Source organism: Micromonospora sp. C31 (genome assembly GCF_018070575.1).
GTDB lineage: Bacteria > Actinomycetota > Actinomycetes > Mycobacteriales > Micromonosporaceae > Micromonospora.
The window spans coordinates 12,677-34,212 of sequence record NZ_JAGPXN010000001.1 but is presented as its reverse complement, the minus strand read 5'-3'; the positions used below and the strand labels follow the sequence as shown (position 1 = coordinate 34,212).

Sequence of the window (21,536 nt, the reverse complement as noted above, 5' to 3'; positions counted from 1 at the left end):
TGCGGGGGTGGGGGTCGGTGGCGTGACTGCGGGGCCACCGGTGGACAGTGATCGCCATCGATCGATGTCCATCCTCCGTCCCGGGCGCCGGTGGGCGGTCATCCCTAAGTGGTCATGTCAGGGGGATATGGCGCGCGGCGCACGCACCGGCCGGTCGTGTCGTGCGGCGGAGCGGGGGACGGGCGGGCAGGATGAGGGGATGGCCGAGCCGCACGACCTGACCGCGCTGGAGCAGGCCGCCGCCGTCGCCGGCGGCGAACTGTCCAGCCTGGAGCTGGTCGAGCACCACCTGACCCGGATCGACGCGCTCGGCGACACCGTCGGCGCGTTCGTCACGGTCACCGGCGATCGGGCCCGCGCGGCGGCCCGCGCCGCCGATGCCGTCCCCGCCGACGAGCGCGGCCCGTTGCACGGCGTGCCGACCGCGATCAAGGACCTCACCCTCACCGCCGGGGTGCGCACCACCTTCGGTTCGGCGGCGTTCGCCGACTTCGTGCCGCCGGTGGACGCCGACGTGGTCCGGTTCATGGCGACGGCCGGGCTGGTGAGCCTTGGTAAGACCACCACCTCCGAGCTGGGCTGTTCGCTCTACTCGGAGGGGCTGGTCGCGCCGCCGGCCCGCAATCCGTGGGACCTGGCGTACACCGCCGGTGGCTCCAGCGGAGGGGCGGCGGCGGCCGTCGCCGCCGGGCTGGTGCCGGTCGCCCAGGGCTCCGACGGCGGCGGCTCGCTGCGCATCCCCGCGTCGCTGTGCGGCCTGGTCGGCTACAAGCCGAGCCGGGGCCTGGTCTCCGGCGGGCCGGTCGGCTCCGGCGCCTTCGGCCTGCCGACCAACGGGCCGATCGGGCGTACGGTCGCCGACGTGGCGGCGCTGCTCGACGTGCTGGCCCGGCCGGTGCCCGGCGAGCCCTACCTGGCGCCCGCCGCGCCCGCCGGCGGCTGGCTCGGCGCGGCCCGGGCGGCCGACCCGGGGCGGCTGCGGGTCGGGCGGTTCACCGCCCCGATGCTCGCCGACGAGCCGGTGCACCCCGACTGCCTCGCCGCCGTGGAACGGGCCGCGGCGCTGCTCACCGCCGCCGGCCACGAGGTGGTCGACGTCCCCGCGCCCCTCGGGCCCGCCGTGTGGCCACTGTTCGAGATCGTCTGGTACGTGCTCGCGCTCGCGCCCGTGCCGCCCGGGCAGGAGAGCGCACTGCTGCCGCTGACCCGCCACCTGCGCGCCCGGGGCGCGGAGATCTCCGCCGGCACCCTCACCGCCACGCTCGGCGAACTCCAGGCGCAGGTACGCCTCGGCGTGCGCCGCACCGCCGGCTGCGACCTGCTGCTCTGCCCCACCCTCGCCGCGCCGCAGGCGCCGCTGGGCTGGTTCGCCGCAGGCGGCGACCCGGCCGAGGACTTCGACCGGCAACGCCGGTTCTCGCCGTACTGCGCCGTCTTCAACGTCACGGGCGATCCGTCCGTGTCGCTGCCGGTGGGCGTCACCGCCGAGGGGCTGCCGGTGGGGGTCCTGCTGACCGGCCGGTACGGCGACGACGCGAGGTTGATCGCCACCGCTGCGCAACTGGAGCACTCCAGTGGCGGATGGGATCGCCACCCCGCAATCTGGCGGGCCGTGGGCTCCGCTAACGTGAATGGCAGCGGTGTCGGGCGGTCGGCGCCATGATCGTCCACCCGACCCGGATCCTTGAGGTCTCTTCTTCCGCCTGGGGGCGTTGGGATTGTCTGTAACCGAGACGTTGCTGGTCTTCGTCGGCATCCCGGCGGCCGCGGTGCTGGTGATCGCCGGTCTGGCGTACGCCGGTAGCCGTGGCGGCGGTGGCGGCGCAAAGCGCTACCGACCGGGCCGGCCCTTCGACTTCACTCCGGTCTGGTTCCTGGGCCGGCCGGAGCAGCTGGCCGACTCGGCCGGCACCGCCCTGGCAGCGGGCGCGCAGGCGCCGGCGCTGACCAGCCACAAGCTCGAGCGGGCCGGCGTCGAGCCGCCGGCCGGTGGAACCGGAGGCGCAAGTGACCGTTGGTGAGAAGCAGGCGGGAAACCCGCCCGAGGTGCTGGACGGGCCGTTCTCGACCCGCCAGCTGCTGCGCATCGACGAGGCCCTGCGCCTGGCCGACCAGGGCACCGGCCTGGTCTTCTCGGTCTTCGTCGGCGGCCTCGACGAGCCGATCCGGGAGCACGCCGAGCGACTGCACCGCCAGCTCGCCGAGCCCGACCTGTCGGTCCTGATCGCGGTGTCGCCCAACCAGCGGCAGCTGGAGATCGTCACCGGTCGGCAGGCCCGCAAGCGCATCCCCGACACGTACGCCCGGCTCGCCGCGCTCTCCATGGTGGCGGCGTTCGGCGGCGGCGACCTGGCCGGCGGCATCATCAACGGCCTCGACCAGCTCGCCAGCCACGCCGGCAAGGGCTGACCGACCCGAGCCCACCCGCACCTGACGGTGAAGCCCGGCCCGCACAGCGGGCCGGGCTTCACCGTGTGACGCGTACGTCAGGCGCTGCGGGCGTCCCGCTCGCGGGCCCGCAGGGCGCGCACGACGCCGTCGCGGCCCTCCGCCACCAGCCGCCGCAGCGACGCCGGGTGGCCGTCGCCGGCCAGCCACTCGTCGGTGGCCGCCACGGTGTCGTCGTCCACCAGGAACGCCGGGTACGCCAGCTGCGCGAACTCCTGCGCCGGCTCGCTGTCCCGGCTGCCCCACACCTGGGCCACCGTGGCGAAGTACTTCTCCCGGTAGGGCGCCGCCAGCTCGATCTGCGCCGGGTGGGTGAGGCCCTGCAACAGGGCCCGGTTACGCCAGTTCGGCAGCGGCTCCGGGCCGGTCAGCTGGGCCCACACGGCGGCCTTGTTCTCCGCCGTCGGCACCAGCGCGTGCGCGTACGCGGCCTCCCGCTCGCCACTGGACGTGCGGTCCCCGGCCAGCTCGGCCTCGATGTCGGCGGGACCGGCCGCGCCGTTGGCGACCAGCGCGTCCAGCACGGCCCAGCGCAGCTCGGTGTCGATGGACAGGCCGGCCGGGACGTCGGCGCCGGCCAGCCAGCCACGCAGGATGGCCAGGTCCTCGGCCGAGCGGGCCGCCGTGGCGTACGCGCGGGCCCAGGTCAGCTGGAAGCCGCTACCCGGCTCCGCCGCCGCCAGCGTCGTCCGCGCGGTGCGGGCCAGCTCCGCCCAGCCGGTCGGCGCCCAAACCGGGTCGACGTAGAAGGTGAGCGTCGACTTGGTCTGCCGCAGGGCGGCGTTGACCAGGTTGATGTCGGTCTCCGCGGGCAGCCCCGCCAGCACCAGCGCCACGTAGTCGCGGGCGGCCAGCTCGGCGTCGCGGGTCATGTCCCACGCGGCGGTCCAGCACAGCGCGCGGGCCAGCGACGACTCGAAGCCGGCGATGTGCTGCACCACGGTGGCCATCGACCGCTCGTCGAGGCGCAGCTTCGTGTAGGTGAGGTCGTCGTCGTTGAGCAGCAGCACGTCGGCGGCGGGCACGCCGCGCAGCGCGGGCAGCTCGGTGCGCTCGCCGGCGACGTCGACCTCGTAGCGCTCGCGGCGGACCAGCCGGCCGTCGGTCAGGTCGTAGAGGCCCACCCCGATCCGGTGGGTACGCAGCGTCGGGTGCCCGACCGGCGCCTCCTGGCGCACGGACACCTGCTCGTACGTGCCGTCCGCACCGATCGTCAGCTCCGGCCGCAGGGTGTTGACCTGCGCCGTCTCCAGCCACTGGGCGGCGAACTTGCGCAGTTCCCGGCCGGAGGCCGCCTCCAGCTCGGAGAGCAGGTCGTCGAAGGTGGCGTTGCCCCAGGCGTGCTTGGCGAAGTAGGCCCGCAGCCCGGCCAGGAACGGCTCCTCGCCGACGTACGCGACCAGCTGCTTGAGCACGCTCGCGCCCTTGGCGTAGGTGATGCCGTCGAAGTTGACCTCGACCGCCTCCAGGTCCGGCATCTCGCAGTAGACCGGGTGGGTGGAGGAGAGCTGGTCCTGGCGGTAGCCCCAGTTCTTCCGGATGGACAGGAACGTCGTCCAGGCCTCGGTGAAGCGGGTGGCGTGGGTGTTGCACCAGTGGCTGGCCCACTCGGCGAACGACTCGTTGAGCCACAGGTCGTTCCACCAGCGCATGGTGACCAGGTCACCGAACCACATGTGCGCCAGCTCGTGCAGGATCGTGTTGGCCCGCTGCTCGTACTCGTAGTCGGTGACCTGTGAGCGGAAGAGGTAGTGCGCCTCGGCGTGCGTGACGCAGCCGAAGTTCTCCATCGCGCCGGCGTTGAAGTCGGGCACCCACAGCTGGTCGTACTTGGGCAGCGGGTAGCGCACGCCGAACTGCTCGTGGAAGAAGTCGAAGCCCTGCTTGGTGACCAGGAAGAGGTCGTCCGAGTCGAGGTGCGGCGCCATCGAGGCCCGGCAGAACGCGCCCAGGTCGATGCCGTCGTGGCTGTCGCGCACCTCGTGGTACGGCCCGGCGCAGAGGGCGGTGATGTAGGTGCTCATCCGCACCGAGGTGGCGAGGTGGACCGTCTTCAGCCCGTCGCCCGCCGCCTCCTCCCGCTGCACGGGCATGTTGGAGACCACCTTCCAGTGCTCCGGGACGGTGGCGTGCCAGGTGTAGACGCTCTTCAGGTCGGGCTGGTCGAAGCAGGCGAAGACCCGCTGGGCGTCGGCCGTCTCGAACTGGCTGTAGAGGTAGGTCTCGCCGTCGACCGGGTCGACGGCGCGGTGCAGGCCCTGCCCGCTGTTCGAGTACGCGAAGTCCGCCTCGACGACCAGCGTGTTGTCGCTGTCCAGTCCCGACAGGGTCAGGCCCTTCTCGGCCGACCAGTCGCCCAGGTCCACCGGGGCGCCGTTCAGCGTGGCGGAACGCACGGAGTCGGCGGCCAGCTCGATGAAGGTGCTCGCGCCGGGTTCCGCGCAGCGGAACCGGACCTCGGTCCGCGAGTGGAAGGTGCGAGCCTCGGCCGCCCGTACGGCGGACGAGAGGTCCAGACTGATGTCGTATCCGGTCACGTCGAGCAGGCGGGCCCGCTCCGTGGCCTCGACCTGCGTCAGGTTGCGCACTCCCGGCACTTTTCGTCTCCATCCCGTCTCGCCGCACGCCCTGTTGGCGCCGTCATCGGCCGCTCGTGACGGCCGGATTCGAGTCTTCCATGCAGGAACACCCCGTGGTGGGCGAGGTCACGCTCTCATTCCGCTGTCGGTCGATACCCGCGGGGGTGAGGATCGCAACAGGCGCCGGGAGGCCGGCGCACCCCCGTTCGAAGGGAACCAGCCGTGAGTGACCGTGCCGCCGTCGACATGTGGTTCGACCCCCTCTGCCCGTGGGCGTGGATCACCTCCCGCTGGCTGTTGGAGGTGGAGCAGGTCCGGGACGTGGACGTCCGGTTCCGGGTGATGAGCCTGTCGGTGCTCAACGAGGGCCGGGAGCTGCCCGAGCAGTACCAGGAGCTGATGCGGGCCGGCTGGGGTCCGGTGCGGGTCTGCGTCGCGGTGGAGCAGCGGCACGGCCCGGACGCCGTCCGGAAGCTCTACACCGCGATGGGCACCCGGATCCACCTCGGGCAGGAGAAGCTCACGCGGGAGCTGTTCGTGGCCGCGCTGACCGACGTCGGGCTCGACCCGGCGCTGGCCGACGCCGCCGAGGGCACCGGCCACGACGAGGCGCTGCGCGCCAGCCACGAGGCCGGCATGCGTCCGGTCGGCACCGACGTCGGCACCCCGGTGATCCACGCGCCCGGTGCCGACGGCGGCACGGTCGCCTTCTTCGGCCCGGTGGTCACCCCGGCACCGAGGGGCGAGGCCGCCGGCCGGCTCTGGGACGGCGTACTGCTGGTCGCCGGCACCCCGGGCTTCTACGAGCTGAAGCGCTCCCGCGACCTCGACCCGATGTTCGACTGATCCGCCCTCCCGGATCGCAGGGCTCGCGCCTCCCGCTGATCGAGGGGCTCGCGTCGGGTTTCCGGCGCGGGCCCCCGCCCCGCCCGGGGACGAGGCGGGGAGGGAGTGCGGGGCGTCACCGCGACGGTGGCGGGATCGTTGGCCCCGGTGTCCGCCGCAGCGACCCGCAGGGCCGCACCCCGCAGCTCGTGGAGGCAGTTCCGATGGCCAAGCACCGTGTGCCCGGTGACGTTCCGTCGACCCGGGAGGGGGTGACCGAGCGCCCGGACGCGGCGTACTGGTCGGTCGACGACTTCCGCTGGCCGACGGTCCGTCCCGACCTTCCCGCCCACCTGGTGGACCTGCTCGCCCCGCCGATCGTGGTCGGCGTCGCCCGCGTGCCGGCCACCTCCCGGCTCACCCCGCCGGCGGAGCACCGGCCGGTCGTGCCGTCGTCGTCGGCGGGACCGCGGAGGATCGTCCCCGCCGGGCCGGGCCGGCGACCGCCGGTCGGCCCCGCGCCGGACGGCCGGCACCGTCGGGTGGCGGGACGGCCCGACCGCACCGCCTGAACCCGGCGCCCGCCCGGTGGCCCTTTCATCTGGTGGACCCCGCGCGGGTCCCGCGTCGGTGGGACACGCGCCGCCGGTAGCGTCTTCGCACATGACGGTCGTGCATCCGATCGCCCGGGCCTGGATCACCACTGGCGGCACCGGCGCGCAGAACTACGACGAGTTCGCAGACGACGCGGAGATCACCGCGATCATCGAGGCGAACCCGCACAGTGCCCTCGGCATCGAGATGCCGCACCGGGCGCCGGAGAGCCTGGGGAGGTCCTTCCTCGACGCCCTGCCGGACGCGGTGACCCGGCTCGCCGAGGCCAAGGCCGACGGCAGCTACACCCCGGCGGAGCAGGTCGTGGTCCTCTACCGGATCAGCGCGCCGGGGGAGGAGAACGCGTACGGGATCTTCGCCATGGTCGACACCGACCAGATCTCCACCCGCGCCGACGAGCCCGGTCTGGTCATCCGCAACGAGGACGTCTTCATCGCCAAGGTGCGCGAGCGGGTGGCCCTCGCCGAGGCGCTGGGGCACCTGCTGTCGCCCGTACTCCTGCTCCAGACCGGGCGCGGTGACGAGCTGCACGCCGCCCTCGCGGCGGCGACCGACGTGGCCGGGGCGCCGGCGGCGACCGACACCGACCAGGCCGGGCGCACGCACGCCATCTGGCTGCTCGGGCCGGGCCCGCGCCAGGACGAGCTGACGGCCCTGGCGGGCGGCGGCGAGCTGGTCGTGGCCGACGGCAACCACCGCAGCCTGGCCGCGCAGACCGGCGGGCTGCCGCGCTTCCTGTCGGTGGTCACGACCCCGGCGTCGGTGGCGATCCAGCCCTACAACCGGCTGGTCAGCGAGTTGACCACCACCGCCGACGACCTGCTCGCCCGGCTGCGCGCCGCCGGCGCGGAGATCAGCCCGATCGACGGCCCGGTCGAGGTCCCGGCGACCGGCGGCACCGTCCACCTTCGCCTCACCGGCCGGGGGTACGCGGTCACCCTGCCGCACGTCGGCGACAACCGGCTGGAGAACCTGGACCACGCCCTGGTCGAGCGGCTGCTGCTGCGTGACGCGCTCGGGCTCGACCCGGGCGACAAGCGGATCACCTACGTCGGCGGCGACTATCCGGCGAGCTGGTTGACCGGCGAGGTCGACGCGGGGCGGGCCGAGCTGGCGGTGCTGGTCGCCCCGGTGACGGTGGACGACTTCGTCGCCGTGAACCTGGCGCGGGAGAAGATGCCGCGCAAGAGCACCTGGTTCACCCCGAAGGCGCGCGGCGGCTTGGTGGTCGCCGAGCTGTCCCGCTGACCCTGTGACGAATCCGCCTCCGGGGCGCCGCCCGCGCGTCGCCCCGGAGGGGCGCCTGACAGACTGCGCGGTATGCGCGTCTACCTGGGATCCGACCACGCCGGCTTCGAGTTGAAGGTGCACCTGGTCAACCACCTGACCAAGGAGGGGTACGACGTGGTCGACGTCGGCCCGCACGCCTACGACCCGGACGACGACTACCCGGCCTTCTGCCTGCACACCGGGGACCGGGTGGTGGCTGACGACGGCAGCCTCGGGGTGGTCATCGGCGGTTCGGGCAACGGCGAGCAGATCGCCGCGAACAAGGTGGCCGGCGTCCGGGCGGCCCTCGCCTGGAGCATCGACACCGCCCAGCTGGCCCGCGAGCACAACGACGCGAACGTCGTCGCGGTCGGCGCCCGCCAGCACACGCTGGACGAGGCGACCGCCATCGTCGAGGCGTTCCTGACCACCCCGTTCTCGGGCAACGAGCGGCACGCCCGCCGGATCGCCCAGGTGGCCCACTACGAGGGCACCCGCCAGCTCCCCGCGCTGCCCTGACCGCCCCAGCGCTCGCGGAGCTGCGCCGACCTGACCGCCCCAGCGCTCGCGGAGCTGCCCCGACCGCCCGGCTCTGCGGCCCTGACCGCCCGACCGGCCGTCCTGGCGGCGGGGTGACGTCCGCACCTGCCGGGGTGGTGTGGTTCCCGGACGGACAGCGACCCCGGCAGGGCCCTTCCCGCCAGGATCCGGGGTCAGCGGCGGGGAAGGTCCTCGCGGGGCGTCCAGTTGCGGCGGATGATCACGACGCGTTCCTCGGCCGCGGCCAGGTCCTCGTCGGTGGGGCGGGCCGCGTCGCGGGCCCGCATCGCAGCGGTCACGCTCACCTGGGAGGTGCCGGGGCCGACGAGACCACGCAGCCCGCGATCGCCCTCGTCACCCGGGCCGCCCCGGCGGGCACGCGGTGGCTCGGGGGCGTCGTGCACCCCGGCGGTCGTCGCGTTCGGGCCCTCGGCCCCGCCCGTGTCACCGCTCGGGTGCCGTAGCCGACGCCGGCGGCGCTCCGTGTCCCCCATCAGCCGACCGTACCGCCCCGGCCCGGTCGGCGCCGGCTCGTGTGTCCCCCGTCTGCCGAGCGACCCGGTCGGGCGCGGCAGGCCCGCGCAGACGCGGTGCTGGCGTGTCGGCCCCGCCGGGGCGGACGGATCGGCTCCCACGTCCGGGTGCGGCCTCGGCGACCGGTTTGCCGGCTGGCTACCCTCGGAACGGACGGCGGCCGGTGGTCGCCGTCGGGTCCAGGGGAGGGACGAGATGGTCGACCAGACGCAGCCGTGGGCCGAGCGGACCGTCGAGGTGCCGCCGCAGCCCGGTGTCGGGGTGCCGCCGCAGCGCGACGCGTTCCAGCGGGGGGTGGCCTCGGTCGGGCAGTCCCGTACGTCGCGTACCGAGCCGTTTCCCGTCGTCGAGCACGAGCCGACGGGCACGGGGTGGCCGCACGCGTCGGCCCCGCGCCGGCCGCTGAGCTGGCACGTCGAGCAGTTGAAGCGCGGCGGCGAGTGGAGTGCCGCCGGGGCGCTCTTCGCCTTCGTCTGCTGGGGGATCTGGGCCATCTCGGGCGGCGGGAACCTGGGCGGCCCGTTCCTGATCTTCCTGCTGAGCCTGCTGGTGGCCGCCGGCCTCTTCGCGTTGGCCCGGTTGCTCGGCCGCGTGGTGCTGGAGCGGCAGCTCGGCCGGGTACGTCGCAGCGCGCGCGGGGCGCATCTGGTGACGGCGGTCTTCCTGACCGGTCTCGGGATCGCCTATCTCCAGCAGACCGAGTGGGTCGTGTCGGCCTGGAACTGGATCACCAACAACTGACCGTACGCCCGGGCGGGTCGGTCTGTGCCGCCCGCCCGCGCGTCCGGTCGCGGGGTCTCGCGACCTCCGGTCGTTCCACCAGGTCGCGGCTGCTTACCCGGCCGGGCGCGGTTCATCCGTGCCCGGCCGGGGCCGATCCGCAGGTCAGTGCTTCCCGCCATGGCCCTCCGCGTCCGCCTTCGGGGAGGCCACCCGGGCCGCCGGGTCCTCGACGCCGCGCTCTCCGCCGTCGGGGGCCGCCACTCCGTCGTAGTTGTAGACCGTGCCGTCCTCGCCGTGCTGCTTCGTGGTCCGGATGTAGCGGTGCATCATCCCGTCGATCTCCACCTCCACGAGGGCGTCTCCGCCCGTGTCGATGGTGCTGCCGTCGCGGGGCCCGCCAACGAGGTGTGCCTTCGTGTTCGTGTCCATGTGGAGGCCCTACCCGGACGGTCCCGGTGCAAAACGGGCGGGGTCCGGCCGGGCGGGTCGGCTCCTGTCCGGCCGCGGTATGACCGACGCGGGATGGGGTTGGCCATTGCCAGTCATCGATACATATCCATAGGCTCCCGCCATCGGTTTCCGGCGCACCGCCTCGGCGCGCCGCGAGGGTTCGGGAGGCTCCCATGGTCCGTTGGCGCACACTCGTCGGCCGGTTGGCCGCCGCGTTGGTGGCGGTCACCGCCGGCTCGCTCGTCGTGGCCGCTCCGGCCGCCGCCAAGCCCGGGCCCGACGTGACCCCGTACGTCGTGGGCGGCACGCTGGCCGCGCAGGGGGAGTTCCCCTTCATGGTGCGGCTCTCCATGGGCTGCGGCGGTTCGCTCTACAGCCCGCGCCTGGTGCTGACGGCCGCGCACTGCGTCGGCAGGACCGGTACGAACACCAGCATCACCGCCACCCTCGGCGTGGTGGACCTCCAGTCGTCGAGCCGGATCCAGGTGCGCTCGAACTACGTCTACCGGGCACCCGGCTACAACGGCAACGGCAAGGACTGGGCCCTCATCCGGCTGGCCACGCCCGTCACCACGCTCCCGACGCTGAAGATCGCCACCAGCACCGCGTACGACAACGGCACCTTCACGGTCGCCGGCTGGGGTGCCACCCGCGAGGGCGGCGCGCAGCAGCGCTACCTGCGCAAGGCCACCGTGCCGTTCGTCAGTGACTCGACCTGCAACTCCTACTACGGCGGCCAGATCATCGCGAGCGAGGAGATCTGCGCCGGCTACGCCAGCGGTGGCATCGACACCTGCCAGGGGGACTCGGGCGGCCCGATGTTCCGCCGCGACGCGAGCAACGCCTGGATCCAGGTCGGCATCGTGAGCTGGGGCAACGGCTGCGCCCGGCCCTCCTACCCCGGCGTCTACACCCAGGTGAGCACCTTCGCCCCGGCGATCGCCTCCGCGGCGGCCAGCCTCGGCGGCTGAACGAACCGCCCTCGGGGGCCCGACCGGCTCGTCCGGTCGGGCCCCGCGCGCGTGTGCTCCGGCTGGCCCCGCCTGTGCGCCCGCCCGCTCGCCGGGCGTGCTGCTGGAACATGCTCGCCCGGGCCCGCGGGGGCGGTTCTTCCCCTGTTACCGGGCGATGGACGCGCGCTGATTACGTTCAGTTCGCGCTCGTGCACCAAGCGCGAGCGGCGATGACGACATCGCCGAGGGCTGAGGTGCTGCTGATTGGCCCTGGTCGATCCGTCCGGCGTGCGTCTCGCGGCCGACGTGGCGTGCGTCGCCCCCGCCCGTACGCCCACTGAGGAGGACCCGGTGACCGTTCAGTTGCGCACGCTCGTCGACGTGGCGCGCAGGCACGCGGCCCAGCAGCCGGACGCCGTCGCGATCGTCTGCGAGGGTCGGCGCGTCGATTACGTCACCCTGCACCGCGTCAGCAACCAGGTGGCGCGCGGCCTCCAGGCGGCGGGGTTGCGCCCAGGTGACCGCATCGCCTGGCTGGGCAGGGAGTCCGAGCACTTCTACGACCTATTCTTCGGGGCGGCGAAGGCCGGCGTGGTGCTGGTGCCGATCAACTGGCGGTTGGCCGCCGGCGAGGTCGAGCACATCCTGCGCGACTCGGGTGCCGCCCTGCTGTTCGTCGACGCCGACTCGGCTGCGGTGGCCGACAAGCTGGCGCCGGAGCTGCCGATGCTCAAGCAGGTGGTCGCGCTGGACTCCGGCGGCGTGGCCCGGGCCGGCTTCGCGGCCTGGGTGTCGGCCCAGCCCGACGCGAACGTGCTGACCAAGGTCACCCCCGACACGCCGCTGGCCCAGATGTACACCAGCGGGACGACGGGCCTGCCGAAGGGCGTCGTCCTCGCGCACCGCAGCTTCTTCTGTGTCCGTGACGGGCTCGCCTCGGCGGCCCTGGACTGGCTCGACCTGCGTGCGGGCGACGTCAGCCTGCTCTGCAACGGCGGCTTCCACATCGGCGGCCTGTCGTGGGCGGCGATGGGTTTCGCCTCGGGCGCCACGAACGTGGTGATGCGCGAGTTCACCACCGCCGGCGCGGTGGAGCTGATCAGGACGCTGCGCGTCACCACCATCCTCGCGGTGCCCTCGATGCTGCGGCTGCTACTCGCGGAGCCCGGCGTCACCAAGGCGGACTTCGCCTCCCTGCGGAAGATCGTCTATGGCAGCGCGCCCATCTCGGCCGCGCTGCTGGCCCGCTGCGTCGAGGGCTTCGGCTGCGAGTTCGCCCAGATCTACGGCCTGACCGAGACCGGCAACTCCGCCGTCTGCCTGCCTCCGGCCGACCACACGCCGGACAGCGGCAGGATGCGGTCGGCGGGGTTGCCGTACCCGGGCTTCGAGGTCAAGGTCGCCGACGACAAGGGCAACCCGCTGCCAACGGGCGAGGTGGGCGAGGTCTGGCTGCGTTCCCCGGGCGTGATGGTGGAGTACTGGAACCTGCCGGAGGCCACCGCGAGGACGCTGGTCGACGGGTGGGTCGTGACCGGCGACGCGGGCGTGCTGGACGAGGACGGCTACCTGTTCATCCGCGACCGGATCAAGGACATGATCATCGTGGCGGGGGAGAACGTCTACCCGGCGGAGGTCGAGAACGTGATCGGCCGTCATCCGCTGGTCGCCGAGTCGGCGGTCGTCGGGGTGCCGGACGAGCGCTGGGGCGAGGCGGTGTACGCGTTCGTGGTGCCGGTGGAGGGTCAGCAGCTCACCGAGCGCGACCTGGCGTTGCACCTGCGCGGGCAGTTGGCCGGCTTCAAGCAGCCGTTGCACTACGAGTTCATCGATCGGGTGCCGCGCAACCCCAGTGGGAAGATCCTGCGCCGCGAGCTGCGGGAGCGGTTCTGGCAGGGCCACGAGCGCAGGGTGAGCTGATCGCGACGACGGTGGCGGCCAGGGCGAGGTGGCGGCGTACGGCCTCGGCCGGTCCAGGGGTCCGGGCATCGCCGGCTACCGCCCGTCATCGTCCCTGCTCGTCCGCATGGCGGGGACGGTCCGGCCCCGTCGGCCCGCCTCCGCACGCGGCCGCCGGTCCAGCGTGGAATGTCCGCGTACACCTTTGTGCGGGCGAAGGATCACCTGGTGGGAGGCGTGTCCGCCGGACGGGCGGCGCGCAGGGGGCGCCCGGAGTCGCGGTCGCCACTTGCTAGTGACGGGAGTCGATGTAGCAGAAAGTTGCATATTCCCTCCCCTCGATCGGCCCTCTAATGTCCTTGACCAGCAGCCAGGGCATCGACCGGTGACGATAACTTCCCTTGCTGTGCGTCGGGTCGGATTCGTCCCGTCCATGGCGTGACGACAGGCCGGGCGGGCTCGGGGACAGGAGGCGTGATGAGGGCGGGCGACACCGGAACCACGGCAGCGGTTCCCGTCATCGACGGGCCCACCTGCCGGTGCACCGCCACCCGTGCGGCGGCTGCCGCCGGGTCGCGCGGCGACGGGCCCTTCCAGGCGGTGCCCCGCATGGTCGAGGACCGCGTCGACCGGCACCCGCACCGCCGGGCGGTGTCGTTCCGGGGCCGCTCGCTGACCTACCGGGAACTCGACGAGCTGGCCAACGGCGTCGCCGCCATGCTCGCCGGGCGAGGCGTCCGGCGGGGCGACGTGGTGCCCGTCCTGCTCGCCGACGGACTCGAACTGCCCGTCGTCGACCTGGCGTTGATGAAGCTCGGCGCGGCCTTCGTACCCGTCGATCCCGGCTGGCCGGCGGACCGGCTGCACGCCTCGCTGCGGGTGGTCCGGCCCCGGCTCGCGGTGGTACGCGGCACCGGCCCGCGTCCCGACACCGGCGATGTCCCCTGCCTGCCCGTCGACCTCGACGAGATCGTCCCGACCCGTCGCCGGCCCGGCGTGCCGATCGGCCCGGCCGACCTGATCTACGGCATCTTCACCTCCGGCACCACCGGCACGCCGAAGTGCGCGCTGAACCGGCACGACGGGATCGCCAACCGGCTGCGCTTCATGACCCGCCACTTCGCCGCGACGGGTGCCGAGGTGGTGCTCCAGAACAGCCGGCACACCTTCGACTCGTCGGTGTGGCAGATGTTCTGGCCGCTGACCACCGGCGGCCGCACGGTCGTGCCGGTCGAGGGCGGGTTCCTCGACGTCGAGCGGACCGTCCGGACCATCGCCGACGAGACCGTCACGATGACCGACTTCGTGCCGAGCGTGCTCGGCGCGCTCGTCTCGGTCCTGGACCGGGACCCGGCCGCCCGCCGCGCCGTCGCGTCGCTGCGCGACGTGATCGTCGGCGGCGAGGAGATCGACCCGTGGGCGGTGCACCGGCTGGTCGAGATGGTGCCGGGGGTCGCGGTCACCAACGGCTACGGCCCCACCGAGGCGTCGATCGGCATGATCTTCCACACCGTCGCCCACTCCGACGGCGACGTCATCCCCATCGGCCGGCCCATCGACAACTGCCACGCCGCAGTGGTGGACGCCGAACTGCGCCCCCTGCCGCCCGGCGAGACCGGCGAGATCGTCATCGGCGGCGTGTGCCTCGGCGAGGGGTACCTCGCCGACCCCGCCCGCACCGCCGAGGTGTTCGTGCCCAACCCGCTGCCCGGCATCCCGGGCCCACGGCTCTACCGCACCGGCGACCTCGGCCGCGTCGCCGCCGACGGCCGGCTGCACTTCGCCGGCCGGCGTGACCACCAGCTCAAGGTCAACGGCGTGCGGATCGAGGCCGGCGAGATCGAGACCGCCGCCACCCGGCTGCCCGGCGTACGGCAGGCGAAGGTCCTGCTGGCCCGCGAGCACCGGGGCAGATCGCTGGCCCTCTTCCTCGCCGCCGACCCCGAGGTGACCGAGCCGCTGGTGCGGGCGCACCTGCGGCGGCTGCTGCCCCGCACCCACGTGCCCCGGCACGTCGTCGTGCGCGACGCGCTGCCGTTGACCGGCAACGGCAAGGTCGACCGGCGGGCGCTGGAGGCCTGGCTGGACCGTACGTTCGCCGACCGGACGCGCCCGTCGGCCGCACCCGCCGAGGCGCGGACGCTGCCCGAGCGGGTGCTGGGGGTGTTCCGGACGGTCCTCGGCCGGCCCGACCTCGACCCCGACACCGACTTCCTCGACGCCGGGGGCGACTCGTTGCAGGCCCTCGACGTGGTCAACGCCCTCGGCACGGACCAGAGCCTCCGCGTCGGCGTGCAGGACCTGTTCACCCACCGCAGCGCCAGCCGGCTCGCCCGGGCGCTCGAGGTGCGGCTGCGCGCGGCCGACCCCGCCGAGACCGAGGACGAGCTGGTGGAGCGGGACGCGAAGGTCCCGGCCGACCTGCCCGTACGCCCCGTCGGTCGGCGCCGGGCGCCGCGTACCGTCCTGGTCACCGGCGCCACCGGCTTCGTCGGCGCGCGACTGGTGCACGAGCTGCTCGCCACCACCGACGTCCGGGTGCTGTGCCTGGCCCGGGCGGCCGACGACGCCGAGGCCACCGCCCGCGTCGTCCGCGCGCTGGCGGAGCGGGGCCTGTGGCGGCCCGGGCACGGCCTGCGCCTGCACGGGTACGCGGCCGACCTCGGCCGCCCGGCGCTCGGCCTGACATCCGAGGCATGGGACCGGCTGGCCCACGACTGCGACCTCGTGCTGCACGCCGGGGCGCTGGTCAACTTCCTGTTCGACTACCGGGCCCACCGCGCCGCGAACGTCCTCGGCTCCGCCGAGCTGCTCCGGCTGTGCTTGACCGGCCGGCCGAAGCCACTGCACCACGTCTCCACCCTCGGCGTCCTCGACAGCGAGGCCGCCCGCCACGCGGAGCCGCTGCCCGAGACGTACGACCCGGCCCTCGCCGTCCCGCCGACCAGTGGCTACAGCCGGTCGAAGTGGGTGGCGGAGCGGTACCTCGACGCCGCCCGGCGGCGGGGCGCGACCGTCACGGTGCTGCGCCTCGGCGAGGTGATGCCCGCGGCCGACGACGGGCATCCCAACCCCCGGGCCCTGACCCATCTGCTGCTGGCGGCCTGCCACCGGCTACGGATGCGGCCCGACGCGCCGGTGCGCTCCGACTGGACGCCGGTGGACTGGGCCGCCCGGCGGATCGTCGCCACGGTGGTCGACCCGCGCCAGTGGGGCGGCACGCTGCACGTCCTGCACCCGGTGAGCGTCGACTTCACCGACCTGCCGCTGGCCGGCGCGGACGCCCTGCCCCGGGTGAGCTGCGGGCGGTTCCTGGCGGGGCTGCGCGAGGCGGCGGGCGAGGGCGACCGCGACGCCGCCGTGCTGCTGGCCCTCTTCCCGCCCGACGCGGGCGCCGACGAGGAGCGGCTGCGCGCGGTCTTCGCGACGCTGCTCACCGACAACCCCCGGCTGTTCCGGCGCGACGGCTGCGCCGAGCTGGAACGGCGCCGGGGCTTCACCGACCACCGGCTCGGGCCGTCCGTCGGCGCCTACCGCGCCTGGCTGGGCGAGCACGTGCGGCGGGCGGCCGACCGGCTGCTGCTGCCGGCGGGACCAGGGTGAACGGCCGCGCGCGACGCGGTGACCGGCACGGATGAGGGAGTGGAATGCGATACCGCAGGATGGGTCGGCTCGGCTGGCAGGTCAGCGAGGTCGGGTACGGGATGTGGGGCATCGGCGGGGGGCCCGGCGGCTTCACCGGCTGGGACTACGACACCGCGCCGGCCTGCCTGGACGAGGCGGTGGAACGGGGCTGCAACTTCTTCGACACCGCCTGGGTCTACGGGCGGGGCGTCAGTGAGCAGCTCCTCGGCGGGCTGGTGCGCCGGCACCCGGACCGCCGGCTCCACCTGGCCACCAAGATCCCGCCGAAGAACCGGGAGTGGCCGCCCGGCCCGCAGGACACCCTGGACGACGTCTTCCCGGCCGAGCACATCCGCGAGTTCACCCACCGCAGCCTCGAGAACCTCGGCGTGGACCGGATCGACCTGCTCCAGTTCCACGTCTGGGAGGACCGGTGGGCCGCCGACGGCCGCTGGCAGGAGGCCGTCGCGGACCTCAAGCGGGAGGGCGTGGTCGACGGGGTGGGGATCAGCGTCAACCGCTGGGAGCCGACGAACTGCCACGCCGCCCTCGACACCGGCCTGATCGACGTCGTGCAGGTCATCTACAACGTCTTCGACCAGGCGCCGGAGGACGAGCTGTTCCCGCGCGCCCAGCGTGACGACATCGCGATCATCGCCCGGGTCCCGTTCGACGAGGGGACGCTGACCGGCACGTTGACCGCCGACAGCACCTGGCCGGAGGAGGACTGGCGCAGCACGTACTTCGGGCCGGAGAACCTGCTGCCCAGCGTGGAGCGCGCCGAGCGGCTGGCCGCCGACGTGCCGGCGGGGATGTCCATGCCGGAACTGGCGCTGCGCTTCATCCTGCACCACCCGGCGGTCAGCACGGTGATCCCCGGCATGCGCCGCGTCGAGCACGTGCGCGCCAACCTGGCCGTCAGCGACGGCGTACCGCTGGACGCCGGGCTGCTGGACACGCTGCGCGGCCACCGGTGGGACCGCAAGCCCACGGCGTGGTCGCAGTGAGCGCCGCCCGCCGCGGGGCCGCGCTCAGGCGGCGGGAGACGCGGTACGGGGGGCCGGCATGCCGGTGATCGCCATGTGGGCGCATCCCCGGGCGCTCTCCACCGCGTTCCTGCGCATGATGATCGCCCGCGGTGACGTCACCGTCGTGCACGAACCCCTGGTCACCCTCGTCGACGAGGGGCACGTCGAGCTGCCCGACGCCGACGGCGGCACCGTCACCGTGACCGACGCGCCCGAGGTCCTCGCCCACCTGACGGCGCTGGGCCGGAACCGGACCGTCTTCGTCAAGGACACCCTGGAGTACCGCTACCGGCACCTGTTCGACGATCCCGGGGCGATCGCGGACGTCGCGCACACCTTCATCGTCCGGGACCCGGCCCGCACGATCAGCTCGCACTACGCGATCAAGCCGACGGTGACCTGCCCGGAGATCGGCTACGAGCACCAGTGGGAGCTGTTCGACCTGGTCAGCCGGACCGCGCGCCGGCCGCCCGTGGTGATCCGGGCCGAGGACCTGCTGCGGCACCCCGGGGAGACGGTGGCCGCCTGGTGCGCCGCCGTGGGGCTGCCGTTCCGGCCGGAGGCGCTCAACTGGGCGCCCGGCGAGCGCGCCGAGTGGCGGCGCACCCGCAAGTGGCACCTCGACGTCGAACGCACCTCGGGCTTCGCACCGGTCGAGAAGTCCTTCGAGGTGACCGTCGCGAACAACGACACCCTGCGGTCGTACCACGACCACCACCAGCCCTTCTACCAGCGGCTGATCCGGCACGCCATCTGCATCGGGGAGGACTCATGACCACCACCGCCGCGCCGCCCGTGACCGCCTCGGCGACCCTGTCGCCCGGTGAGCTGTTCGCCCGCGCGTACGCCGACGATCCCGCCGGCGCCGAGGTGCGCTTCGACTACACCATCACGGACGCCTTCCAGCCGACCAAGGAACGGCCCCGGGTGACCGTCCGCAACCTGTTCCGCAAGCGGTCGGTCGGCATGGACCCGGTCCGGTTCTGGTGCGAGGGCCGGCCCGACGCGGGCGAGGCCGCGGCGGTGCACGAGTCGGGCCTGCGCCGGGAGGCCGCGTTCCGGTTCGGCACCGCCTCCGCCGGGGTGCACCCGATCCGCGCCTGGGTACGCATCCCCGAGGAGCTCGCCGACGACCCGGAGGCGCTGGCCGTCTTCATCGACTACCGGCTGCTGGTCCGCCTCGCCACGGCCGAGAACCAGGCGCTGACCATCGGCGAGGGCGGCCTGCTGCGGCACCCGGAGATCGGGCGGCTGCCGTACCGGCACGACTGGCTCAGCGGTCTGCTCGCCGCCTGCGACGAGATCGAGCAGACCGGCGCCACCCCGCACGCGATGATCGTCAACCCGAGGGACTACTACACCCACCTGCTCGGGCGGGGCGCCTTCCTGGCCGACCTGACCCGCAACGGCGTGCAGATCAGCCGTACCCGGATGGTGGCGCCGGGCGAGGCGGTGGTGGGCGACTTCGCGATGGCGGCCCGCCTGCTCGACGCCGGGCGCTCGGCGATCCGCGTCGGCACCCCGCCGCCGGGTACCTTCGCCACCGACGGCCCGGCCGTCTGCGCCGAGATCCACGAGGGCCTGGCCGTGCACCTGCCGACCCACTTCTTCCACGTCGTACCGGCCTAGGAGCAGCACCGCATGACCACGACCGGCGGGAAACTCTCGTTCTACCGGCCCATCGTGCCGCTCTTCGCCGCCATCTTCCTGTGCCTGCTCGGCGTGGGCGCGTCCCTGGCCGTGCTGCCGTTCTACGTGCTCGACGAGCTGGACGGCAACCGGGTCGAGGTGGGGGTGGTGATCGCCGCGATCGCGGTCTCCGCCGTGATCGCCCGGCCCGTCGCCGGCCGGATCGGCGACCGGCACGGGTACCGGACGGTGATGCTGGGCGGGGCGGTGGTGTGCGCCGCCGCCGGGGCGGCCTACCTGGTGGCCGGCAACGTCGGCGTGCTGGTGGGTGTCCGGGTCCTGCACGGGGTGGGTGAGGCGGCCGTCTACACCGCCGGCGCGGCCTGGCTGGTGGCGCTCGCGCCGGCCGACCGGCGGGGGCGGGTCGTCGGCCTGTACGGCATCCACATGTGGCTCGGCATCACGCTGGGCGCCCTGCTCGGCGCGGTGCTGCTGCGTACCTCCGGCTATCCCGCGGTGTGGCTGTTCGCGATCGTGGCGGCGGTCGCCGGGGCCGTGCTCGTCGCGGCCCGGCCCGGCCCGCGGCAGGCGAGTGCGGCGGGCCGGGCCGGCATCCTGCCACGCAGCGCGGTGGCCCCCGGCGTCGCGCTCTCCCTGGCCGGGTTCGGCTACGCCGCGCTGGCCGCGTTCGTGGCGCTGCACATGGCCGAGCGGGGCGTCGAGAACGGCATCGCCGCGTTCAACGCGTTCGGCTTCACCTACGTCGGGGTCCGGCTCTTCGTGGGCGGGCTGCCCGACAAGCTCGGCGCCGGCCGGGTGGCCGTCGGCTCGGCCCTGGTGGAGGCGGTGGGGCTGCTCCTCGTCGCGTTCGCGCCGAACCTGCTGGTCGCGGTGCTCGGCGGGCTGGTGATCGGCGCCGGGCTCTCGCTGCTCTTCCCGGCGCTGGCCCTGCTGGTGATCAACCGGACGGACCCGGCCTACCAGGGGGCGGCGCTCGGCGCGTTCACCTCGTTCTGGGACATCGGCCTGGTGGCCGGGGCACCGCTGGCCGGCCTGGTCGCCAGCGTGGCCGGCTACCCGGCGGTCTTCCAGGTGATGCTGGTGGCGGCGTTGGTGTCGGCCGCCATCTCGGCGTTGACGATGCTGCCGCGCCGCTCACTGGTGGACCAGCACCCCGGCTGACCCCGTCGATCGTGAGGTTGGCGGCGGAGTCGATCTCCTCGACGGCCGCCAACCTCATCATCGACGCCGGCCCACGCAGGGCCGGTCAGGGGAAGCGGGCGGGGGAGAGGGCGGTGGGGTCGACCGGTGGCGGGGCGTCGACCGCCAGCGCGGCGAGCAGGGCGCCCGCCGCGGGCGCGGTCTGTACGCCGTAGCCGCCCAGCCCGGCCATCCACAGGAAGCCCGGCGCGTCGGTCGACGGGCCGATCACGGGCACGTCGTCCGGGGCGGCGGTCCGCAGCCCGGCCCAGGGCTGGTGGACGCGGCGGATCTCCAGCGTGGTCGCCGCCTGCACCCGGTCGGCGCCGATCGCCACGTCGAGGTCGTCGGGGCGGGCGTCGCCGGGCGGTACGGGGGTGGTGTCGCACGGGGAGACCAGCAGGCGTCCCGACTCCGGCTTGAAGTAGAAGCTGCCGTCGACGTCGTTGACCATCGGCCAGTCCGCCGCCGGGACGCCGGTCGGCGCGTCCACCAGGAAGGCGGTGCGCCGCAGCGGCGTCAACCCCATCGGTCGTACGCCCGCCGCCGTCGCGACCTCGTCGGCCCAGGCGCCCGCCGCGTTGACGACGACCCGGGCGGTGAGGTCGCCGGTGTCCGTGGTGACCTGCCATCCGTCGCCGCTCCGCCGCAGCCGGCGGACCCGCGCGTCGCACCCGACCCGACCGCCGGCCGCCCGGATGCCGCGCAGGTAGCCCTGGTGCAGCGCGGCGACGTCGAGGTCCTGCACGGCCGGCTTCACCATCGCCCGCCGGCACCACTGCGGCCGCACGACGGGGCAGTGTCGGGGCAGCTCGGCGACGTCGATCTCGCGGGCCGGCGGGTCCACCTCGGCCCCGTCGCGCAGCGCCGCCTCGAAGGCCTCGTCGCTGCCGGGCGGGCAGAGACTCAGCACGCCCCGCGGGGTGAGCAGCGGGTGTTCGGTGAACCCCGGCGGCGGCGCGGTGAGGAAGCCCCGGCTGGCCCGGGTCAGCGCGCGCACCGCCGGCCCGCCGTAGTACTCGGAGAACACCGCGGCCGAGCGGCCGGTGGAGTGCTGGCCGGGAACCTGCTCCATCTCCAGCAGCACCACGGTCCCGTACGCGGCGAGGTGGTGCCCGGCGCTGGCGCCCGCGATGCCTCCGCCGATGACCAGATAGTCGATCATCGATCGAACGGTAGTCGGCGGACCGCGCCGGGACAAGGGTCGACGAGTGTCGATC

19 protein-coding genes are annotated in these 21,536 nt (G+C 74.1%); 15 read left to right on the top strand and 4 right to left on the bottom strand.

Going from position 1 to position 21,536, the window contains the following annotated elements; all coding sequences use genetic code 11:
- Window positions 1–199: 199 nt before the first annotated feature.
- The 3 genes from KBX06_RS00160 (at window position 200) to KBX06_RS00150 (ending at window position 2,409) form a co-directional block, all read left to right on the top strand.
- The gene (locus KBX06_RS00160; RefSeq protein ID WP_210832038.1) at window positions 200–1,663 is read left to right on the top strand and encodes an amidase; all 1,464 of its coding nucleotides are present in this window, start codon (window positions 200–202) and stop codon (window positions 1,661–1,663) included.
- A gap of 73 nt (window positions 1,664–1,736) precedes the next feature.
- Window positions 1,737–2,021: a hypothetical protein gene (locus KBX06_RS00155; protein WP_210832895.1), complete on the top strand. Its 285-nt coding sequence runs from the start codon at window positions 1,737–1,739 to the stop codon at window positions 2,019–2,021.
- A complete protein-coding gene (locus KBX06_RS00150) occupies window positions 2,008–2,409 on the top strand; it encodes a DUF5130 family protein (protein WP_210832036.1) in 402 nt (133 codons plus the stop codon). The genes KBX06_RS00155 and KBX06_RS00150 overlap by 14 nt, the downstream gene beginning before the upstream one ends.
- A 77-nt stretch (window positions 2,410–2,486) precedes the next feature.
- Here KBX06_RS00150 and pepN read toward each other — a convergent pair whose 3' ends face one another.
- Window positions 2,487–5,036: an aminopeptidase N gene (gene pepN, locus KBX06_RS00145; RefSeq protein WP_210832033.1), complete on the bottom strand. Its 2,550-nt coding sequence runs from the start codon at window positions 5,034–5,036 to the stop codon at window positions 2,487–2,489.
- A 213-nt stretch (window positions 5,037–5,249) separates the two neighbouring features.
- On the opposite strand from pepN, the gene KBX06_RS00140 reads away from it, so the two are divergent.
- The 4 genes from KBX06_RS00140 (at window position 5,250) to KBX06_RS00125 (ending at window position 8,255) form a co-directional block, all read left to right on the top strand.
- Window positions 5,250–5,873 carry a DsbA family protein gene (locus KBX06_RS00140; RefSeq protein ID WP_210832031.1) on the top strand — a complete coding sequence of 208 codons (624 nt, stop codon included), beginning with the start codon at window positions 5,250–5,252 and terminating at the stop codon, window positions 5,871–5,873.
- Window positions 5,874–6,076: 203 nt separating this feature from the next.
- The gene (locus tag KBX06_RS00135) at window positions 6,077–6,424 is read left to right on the top strand and encodes a hypothetical protein (protein ID WP_210832973.1); all 348 of its coding nucleotides are present in this window, start codon (window positions 6,077–6,079) and stop codon (window positions 6,422–6,424) included.
- Window positions 6,425–6,515: 91 nt separating this feature from the next.
- Window positions 6,516–7,715, top strand: a complete 1,200-nt coding sequence (locus KBX06_RS00130) for a DUF1015 family protein (RefSeq protein ID WP_210832029.1) — start codon at window positions 6,516–6,518, stop codon at window positions 7,713–7,715.
- Between the two features lie 72 nt (window positions 7,716–7,787).
- Window positions 7,788–8,255, top strand: a complete 468-nt coding sequence (locus tag KBX06_RS00125; protein WP_210832027.1) for a ribose-5-phosphate isomerase — start codon at window positions 7,788–7,790, stop codon at window positions 8,253–8,255.
- Window positions 8,256–8,449: 194 nt separating this feature from the next.
- Here KBX06_RS00125 and KBX06_RS00120 read toward each other — a convergent pair whose 3' ends face one another.
- Window positions 8,450–8,770, bottom strand: a complete 321-nt coding sequence (locus tag KBX06_RS00120) for a hypothetical protein (protein ID WP_210832026.1) — start codon at window positions 8,768–8,770, stop codon at window positions 8,450–8,452.
- 235 nt (window positions 8,771–9,005) lie between these two features.
- Here KBX06_RS00120 and KBX06_RS00115 point away from each other — a divergent pair, with 235 nt between their 5' ends.
- Entirely contained in the window at window positions 9,006–9,551 is a 546-nt protein-coding gene (locus KBX06_RS00115; RefSeq protein WP_210832025.1) for a hypothetical protein, read from the top strand.
- Between the two features lie 144 nt (window positions 9,552–9,695).
- Here KBX06_RS00115 and KBX06_RS00110 read toward each other — a convergent pair whose 3' ends face one another.
- Window positions 9,696–9,962 (bottom strand): hypothetical protein, encoded by a 267-nt coding sequence (locus KBX06_RS00110; protein ID WP_210832024.1) that lies wholly within the window; start codon window positions 9,960–9,962, stop codon window positions 9,696–9,698.
- Window positions 9,963–10,156: 194 nt separating this feature from the next.
- Here KBX06_RS00110 and KBX06_RS00105 point away from each other — a divergent pair, with 194 nt between their 5' ends.
- From KBX06_RS00105 to KBX06_RS00075, 7 genes are all read left to right on the top strand, one after another.
- Complete coding sequence (locus tag KBX06_RS00105) at window positions 10,157–10,954, top strand: trypsin-like serine protease (RefSeq protein ID WP_210832023.1); 798 nt, start codon at window positions 10,157–10,159, stop codon at window positions 10,952–10,954.
- Window positions 10,955–11,287: 333 nt separating this feature from the next.
- The gene (locus KBX06_RS00100) at window positions 11,288–12,856 is read left to right on the top strand and encodes a fatty acid--CoA ligase (RefSeq protein WP_210832022.1); all 1,569 of its coding nucleotides are present in this window, start codon (window positions 11,288–11,290) and stop codon (window positions 12,854–12,856) included.
- A 456-nt stretch (window positions 12,857–13,312) separates the two neighbouring features.
- Window positions 13,313–16,438 (top strand): amino acid adenylation domain-containing protein, encoded by a 3,126-nt coding sequence (locus tag KBX06_RS00095; RefSeq protein WP_210832021.1) that lies wholly within the window; start codon window positions 13,313–13,315, stop codon window positions 16,436–16,438.
- A gap of 44 nt (window positions 16,439–16,482) precedes the next feature.
- Entirely contained in the window at window positions 16,483–17,466 is a 984-nt protein-coding gene (locus tag KBX06_RS00090) for an aldo/keto reductase (RefSeq protein ID WP_210832020.1), read from the top strand.
- A gap of 58 nt (window positions 17,467–17,524) precedes the next feature.
- A complete protein-coding gene (locus KBX06_RS00085) occupies window positions 17,525–18,262 on the top strand; it encodes a hypothetical protein (RefSeq protein ID WP_210832019.1) in 738 nt (245 codons plus the stop codon).
- Complete coding sequence (locus KBX06_RS00080) at window positions 18,259–19,116, top strand: family 3 encapsulin nanocompartment shell protein (protein WP_210832018.1); 858 nt, start codon at window positions 18,259–18,261, stop codon at window positions 19,114–19,116. The genes KBX06_RS00085 and KBX06_RS00080 overlap by 4 nt, the downstream gene beginning before the upstream one ends.
- A gap of 12 nt (window positions 19,117–19,128) precedes the next feature.
- Complete coding sequence (locus KBX06_RS00075) at window positions 19,129–20,298, top strand: MFS transporter (protein ID WP_210832017.1); 1,170 nt, start codon at window positions 19,129–19,131, stop codon at window positions 20,296–20,298.
- An 85-nt stretch (window positions 20,299–20,383) separates the two neighbouring features.
- On the opposite strand, the gene KBX06_RS00070 is transcribed toward KBX06_RS00075, so the two are convergent.
- On the bottom strand, window positions 20,384–21,481 hold the full coding sequence (locus KBX06_RS00070) for an FAD-binding oxidoreductase (protein ID WP_210832016.1): 1,098 nt from the start codon (window positions 21,479–21,481) through the stop codon (window positions 20,384–20,386).
- Window positions 21,482–21,536 lie beyond the last annotated feature (55 nt).